This is a genomic window from uncultured Campylobacter sp., from assembly GCF_938018145.1.
GTDB lineage: Bacteria > Campylobacterota > Campylobacteria > Campylobacterales > Campylobacteraceae > Campylobacter_A.
The window spans coordinates 1-6,113 of the sequence record NZ_CALIII010000289.1; the positions used below are offsets into that span (position 1 = coordinate 1).

General features: G+C 45.8%; 8 protein-coding genes. 5 read left to right on the top strand and 3 right to left on the bottom strand.

All coding sequences use genetic code 11. From position 1 onward, the window contains the following. From Q0338_RS06695 to Q0338_RS06705, 3 genes are all read right to left on the bottom strand, one after another. Positions 1-1,112, bottom strand: a 1,112-nt coding sequence (locus Q0338_RS06695) for an MMPL family transporter (RefSeq protein WP_298086084.1), incomplete at its 3' end; no start/stop codon positions are given. A 7-nt stretch (positions 1,113-1,119) separates the two neighbouring features. Next, the gene (locus tag Q0338_RS06700; protein WP_298086085.1) at positions 1,120-1,707 is read right to left on the bottom strand and encodes an ABC transporter substrate-binding protein; all 588 of its coding nucleotides are present in this window, start codon (positions 1,705-1,707) and stop codon (positions 1,120-1,122) included. Position 1,708: 1 nt separating this feature from the next. Beyond that, positions 1,709-2,530, bottom strand: coding sequence for a VacJ family lipoprotein (locus Q0338_RS06705; RefSeq protein ID WP_298086086.1), 822 nt, complete (start codon positions 2,528-2,530; stop codon positions 1,709-1,711). Between the two features lie 63 nt (positions 2,531-2,593). Between Q0338_RS06705 and Q0338_RS06710 the strand changes: the two genes are divergently transcribed. The 5 genes from Q0338_RS06710 to modB are packed head-to-tail and all read left to right on the top strand — an operon-like array spanning position 2,594 to position 6,095. After that, a complete protein-coding gene (locus Q0338_RS06710; RefSeq protein ID WP_298086087.1) occupies positions 2,594-3,376 on the top strand; it encodes a TOBE domain-containing protein in 783 nt (260 codons plus the stop codon). A gap of 3 nt (positions 3,377-3,379) precedes the next feature. Then, positions 3,380-4,126, top strand: coding sequence for a molybdate ABC transporter substrate-binding protein (gene modA, locus Q0338_RS06715; RefSeq protein ID WP_298086088.1), 747 nt, complete (start codon positions 3,380-3,382; stop codon positions 4,124-4,126). Next, positions 4,127-4,507 (top strand): TOBE domain-containing protein, encoded by a 381-nt coding sequence (locus Q0338_RS06720; protein WP_298086089.1) that lies wholly within the window; start codon positions 4,127-4,129, stop codon positions 4,505-4,507. It begins immediately after the preceding gene. Then, the gene (locus Q0338_RS06725; protein ID WP_298086090.1) at positions 4,504-5,424 is read left to right on the top strand and encodes an ATP-binding cassette domain-containing protein; all 921 of its coding nucleotides are present in this window, start codon (positions 4,504-4,506) and stop codon (positions 5,422-5,424) included. The genes Q0338_RS06720 and Q0338_RS06725 overlap by 4 nt, the downstream gene beginning before the upstream one ends. After that, complete coding sequence (gene modB, locus Q0338_RS06730; protein ID WP_298086091.1) at positions 5,421-6,095, top strand: molybdate ABC transporter permease subunit; 675 nt, start codon at positions 5,421-5,423, stop codon at positions 6,093-6,095. The genes Q0338_RS06725 and modB overlap by 4 nt, the downstream gene beginning before the upstream one ends. The last annotated feature ends 18 nt before the right edge of the window (positions 6,096-6,113 follow it).

A 6,113-nucleotide genomic window follows, 5' to 3' on the forward strand; every position in this document is an offset into this window, starting at 1 on the left:
AAAAAGCCGATAACGGTCGTAAATATCGCAAAAAACGATGGGCTGGCCTTATCGCGTAGCGTGAGATAAACGAGCTGGCGGTTGTTAAGGTGCGGCTTGGTAAGGCAAAACTCGCGGTAGCTCACGATCAGGTGGATGACGACCGAGATCGTGATGATGAGCTGAAGGGCGATGTAGTTTGAGCTGATGACGGTAATCTCCCAGCCGAAAAACCCAAACAGTCCGCTCGCCCAGATAACGCTAATCACGCAGATAAAAATCGGCATAACGATGTAGCGAATCTGCCTAAAAAAGAGCCAAAGACAAAAGACCAAAAGTAGCGTAACGCTGATACCGTATGTCGCAAGATCGGATCGCACGAAGCTCACCATATCGTCGGCGATCATGTTCGCACCGCCTAAAAACAGGCTCTCGCCGCCGCCAAATTTCGCTATCGTCTCGCGTATCTGCTCGATCGCGGCGTGCTCTTTTATACGCGCTTCGTCGCGGTGGGCTTTAAACTGCGCATTTACCGTACTTAAACGCTGTTTTTGCTCGCTTGTGATATTGCCATCAATCTTGGCGTTTAGCAGAGCGTTTCGCTCGTTTAGTATGCTTTGATATTTCTCATCGGTCTTTAAATTTAGCACGATCGCCGTAGTTTTTAGATCGCGGCTAACGAGGTTGTTCGTATATAGCGGACTATCCGCAAACTCGCGGCGCACCAAGGTTTTGTTTATATCGGTATCGGCAAGGCTAGGTACATGCTTAACCAGCTCGCTAAGATCGTTAGTTCCGCTTTGAAGCAGCGGGATGTTTAATATAGAAATGACGCTTGATACAAGCTCGTTTTTTTCTAGTTCGCGGCTTAAATTTTCTATCTTTTCAAGCGTAGATGGCGCGAGCAGATCGTCTTTTGGCGTGTAGGCGATGACTAGGTAGTTTGGGCTAACGTAGCGTTTAGAAACGTCTCTAAAGACGGCTAGATCTTTATCGCTTTCAAGCAGCAGCGTCTCGGTCGACGCGTCCACCTCGAGCTTGCCGCTAAAATATCCAAAAAAGAGCGTCGCGGCCAGTACGCCTGCGATAACGCTCTTTGGAAAGTTGACGATAAATTTAAAAATCCGCTTCATCAACGCCTTATTGCGGAGCTTGGACGGAGTTTAGCTTGCTAAGCAAATTTTCAAAGCTCTCGTTTTCCATCAAGCTATCAAACTGGCTGCGGTAGGTCTGGATGATACTAACGCCTAAAATTTCGACATCGTAGATGAGCCAGCCGCGATCTTTGGCGTTGTAAAATTTATACGTAAAGCCGTAGTTTTTACCGTCCTCGCCGACTAAATCGGCGTTTAGAAAGTAGCGATTTTCGTTTGGTTTGGTTACATCTTTAAAATTTATAGTTTGGTTTTTGTAGCTTAAAAGTTTATCGACGTAGCTTGATTTTAACCTCTCTTCAAAAGCTTTGTTAAATTTAGCCTTTTGCTCGGCATTTAGGTTGTTGTAGCGCTTGCTTAGGGCGATTTTAGACATCTGCTCGTAGTCGAAATATGGATCAAAAACGGCGAAAATTTTATTTATTTTCTCGTCTTTGCTCAAATTTGCGTTTTTTAGCACCTCGATGGCGTCTTGCGTCGTTTTTTGCATCGTAGATTTTATCTGCTCCTCACTGATCGCAAAGAGGCTAACCGCGCTAAAAAGCGCAAGCAGGATGATTTTTAAAAATTTCATTTTATTCCTTTATTAAGTGGTTGCGGCGCTGTTCGTAGGCGTCGCGTAGAAACGGATACAGGTCGATCGCATCTTTTTTAAGATTGTCGTAAGCGTCTGGATGTAAAGACAAAAGGTTGCCCTGACGGAAAGTTTTTATCGCAAAGGAGTCTAGAGCCGGCTTTACGTAGCTGATGGGATCGAGATAATAATCGCCGACTAGACCGACGATATCGCGTAAATTTGAGGGTCCGATAAACGGCAAAACCACGTGAAATCCGCTACCCACGCCCCAGTATCCAAGCGTCTGGCCAAAATCCTCGTCATGGCGCTGCAGATTGTAGTATTTCGCGCCGTCGGTTAGTCCGCCAAAGCCGATGATCGTATTTGCCAAAAATCTCAGCGTCTCTTCGCCGGCCTCGCTAAATTTAAACTGCAAGAGGTTGTTTACGAAGCGAACGGGATATAAAAGGTTGTCAAAAAAGTTCCCCACCGCAGTTCTGGCAGCCTCTGGCACTATGTAGTTGTAGCCTTTTATCGCGGGATGGATGGCGTTTACGTACATAAAATCGTTAAATCCCGTCATCATTCTATTATAGCCGCTAAGCGGATCGAAAATCTCGCTAGGCTGGGTAAATTCGTCGTCAAATTCGCTCTTTTCTTGCGTTTGTTCGGCAAAAACGCAACTAAAAAAAAGCAAAAGAGAGAGTAAAAATTTTCTCATCAAATCTCCGAATTTTAAGTCTGCAAAGGCAGTAACCTGAGATTTTATCTCAATGTAGCTTTTAAATTTATAAATTTCAAAATGCCCGGTATTACGAAGTTTATTTAAGTTATTTTTCATATATATTTAAATATACTTCCTAGCAAATTATTTTTTTATATTGATAGAATTTGGGGGATTTTCATGAAAGCAGACGTTAGTTTAGAGCTATTTTTAGATAGCGGCGTATCGGTGTTAGCTAAGCACATAGAGCTTTTAAAGGCTGTAGAGCACACCAAAAGCATAACAAAAGCGGCCGAGTACGTCGGCATCTCGTACAAAAACGCATGGGACAGCCTAGACGCGCTAAATAACCGCTCGGACGAACCGCTAATCGCAAGAGCCGAAGGCAACAAGAAAAACAGCGGCTCGGAGCTCACGCCGTACGGCAAAAAGATGATCGCGCTATACGACGCGATGCTGGAGAGCCAAAAGATATTTTTAGAAAAAGTTTGTTCAAATATAAACGTCGATACGAACGAAATTTTAAATTTACAGCGCATGAGCATGAGTCTGAGCGCGCGAAATCAACTAAGCTGTGAGATAACCGAAGTAAAAACGGGCGCGGTAAATTCGCAAATCAGCGCCAAACTCTCAAACGGCGAAATTTTACGCGCCAACGTCACGGTCGAGTCTGAAAAAAATCTAAATTTAAAAGTCGGCAAAAAGGTCGTATTTATCTTTAAAGCTCCAAGCGTAATGCTCGCAAAAGAGGAAAATCTAAAACTAAGCGCGGCAAATTTACTAAAAGGACGCGTGATCGAGGCCAAAATCGGCTCGGTAAACGCCGAAATCGTGCTAGAAATCAGCAACCATCAGACGATAACCTCTATCATCACCAAAGATAGCGCGATGGATATGAAAATCGGCGTGGGCGACGAGCTGGTCGCCATCATCAAAGCAAGCCAAATAATAATAGGAGTATAAAAAATGAAAAAAACATTTTTTTCACTAGTAGCCGCGGCCATCGCCGCTTTTAACCTAAACGCAGGCGAGATCAACGTATTTGCCGCTGCAAACGTCACTTATGCGTTTGACGAGCTAAAAGCGGAGTTTGCTAAATCAAATCCAGACACCAAAGTAACCGTCACGCTAGGAGCTAGCGGCGCGCTATCTACTCAGGTCAAAAACGGCGCTCCGGCGGATGTTTTCATGGCTGCAAATATGAAATTCGTACAAGACCTATATGATACCAAATTTGCCGTAACCCAGCCCGTAGTATACGCTCAGGGCGCACTTGCTCTATTTACGATCAGAGATATCGATCTAGCTAAAGGCATAAACGCGGTAGAAGGCCTAAAAGCCATCGCGATCGCAAACCCTGAAACCGCTCCGTACGGCAAAGCTAGCATCGAAGCTCTAAAAAAAGCGGGCATCTACGATAAAGTCGAGAAAAACGTCATCCTAGCAAAATCTATCGGCGAGGCTCTAAGCCAAGCTCTAAGCGCTGCTGACGTCGGATTTATCGCGGCTTCTGCAATGTACGATAAAAAAATGGCCGAGTACAAAGAGGGCAAAAACTTTATCCTCATCGATCCTGCGCTTTACACCCCGATCGACCAAGGCATGGTTATCCTAAAACACGGCGAAAACAATCCTGAAGCAAAAGCTTTCTACGACTTCATCAGAAGCGACCGCGCGAAGGAAATCTTTAGAAAATTCGGATACAACATCTAAATGATAAAGGCTAAAATTTCGGCGATAGAGCAAAATGACGGCGTTAGCGTTTTTGAGTTTAGCGCCGAAAATTTAAGCCTAAAAATGCTCTCTTTGGAAAATCTGCAAAATTTAAAAATCGGCGACGAAGTTCGGCTAGGCTTTAAAAGCTCGGACGTCTTCGTCGCTACTTCCCCGCTTTTAAACTGCTCGGTCTCAAACGAGATAAAAGCGCAAATTTCAGATATCCAAAGAGGGCAAATCACAAGCTCGCTGCATCTAAACGCGGGCAAATTTGAGTTTGAAAGCATCATCTCGACATCATCGCTAAAGCGGCTAAATTTAGCGCCGGGCGATCAAATTTACGCCTACGTCAAGGCAACCTCGCTCTACATCGCATGATAGAACTAAACTGCATAAAAAGCCTAAACGGCGCAAACGGAAAATTTGATTTAGACGTAAATTTGAACGTAAAAAAGGGCGAATTTGTCGCTCTTTACGGCAAAAGCGGCAGCGGTAAAACAACGCTACTGCGCCTGATCGCGGGCTTTGAAACGCCTGATAGCGGAACGATAAAAGCAGGCGGTCGGACGCTTTTTGGCGGCAAGAACTTCGCTCCGCCGCAAAGCCGAAATATCGGGTTTTTATTTCAAGACTACGCGCTTTTTCCAAATATGAACGTGATGAAAAATCTGCTTTTTGCAAACGACGACGTAAATTTAGCCCGCAAGCTGCTGGGTCTTGTCGAGATGAGCTCGCTAGAAAACGCCGCCATCTCGCAGCTCTCGGGCGGTCAAAAGCAGCGTGCCGCCCTAGCCCGCGCCCTCATGCGAAAGCCCGAAATTTTGCTACTCGACGAGCCGCTCTCGGCCCTTGATAACGCCATGCGCGAAAAGCTGCAAGACTACCTTGCTAAGGTGCACGCCGAGTTTGATATGACGACGATTTTGGTTAGTCACGACGTCGCGGAGATCTACAAACTCGCCTCAAAAGTTTTCGTGCTAGAGGGCGGTAAAATCGCGCAGGAAGGCAGCCCGGGCGAGATATTTTTGCGCCACAGAGGCTCGCAGAAATTTAGCCTACCGGCAAAAATTTTAGAGATCTCAAAGCGCGACGCCATCTACGTAGCCGTCGTTTCCATAGGTCAGCAGCTTTGCGAAGTAGCTCTAAGCGCTGCGGAAGCGGCAAATTTAAAAGCTGGCGACGAAGCGGCGATAAGCGCCAAGGCGTTTGGGCTAAATTTGCAAAAAAGCGGTAGCGAAAACGACAAATTTGACGAGCGAAACGCTGAAATTTACGCGCAAAGCGAGCCGAGATGAATATCGATTTTACGCCCTTTTACCTCTCGCTAAAGCTTGCTTTTATCTCGACTGCGATCTTGTTTTTTCTCGTGTTGCCGGTTGCGTTTTGGCTCAGCCGCGCGAGTTTTAAATTTAAACCCGTGCTAGAAGCCGTGATCTCGCTACCTCTCGTGTTGCCGCCTTCGGTACTCGGTTTTTACATGCTGGTTTTTCTCTCGCCTTACAACTTTTTGGGCAAATTTTTTGAGGAAACCTTTGATATCCGCTTGGTTTTTAACTTTTCAGGCCTCATCATCGCTAGCTGCATCTACTCGCTGCCGTTTATGTTTCAGCCGCTTCAGGCGGGCTTTGCGAGCCTGCCAAAGAGCCTTTTTGAGGCGAGCTATTCGCTAGGCAAAGGCAAATGGGAGACGCTTTTTAGAGTCGCCTTGCCAAATATCAAACCCTCGCTTCTAACTGCTCTCATAGTAAGTTTCGCGCACACTTTGGGCGAGTTTGGCGTCGTGCTGATGATAGGCGGCAGCGCCCCAGACAAGACAAAAGTCGCTAGCATCGCTATCTACGAGGCCGTCGAGCTCATGGACTATACTAAGGCGCACGTTTATTCGGCGATTATGCTGTTTATAAGCTTTGCGGTGCTATTTTTAGTCTATTTTTTCAACAATTCACACTCAAAGAGGACGCAATGAAAGATATAAACGCAAATC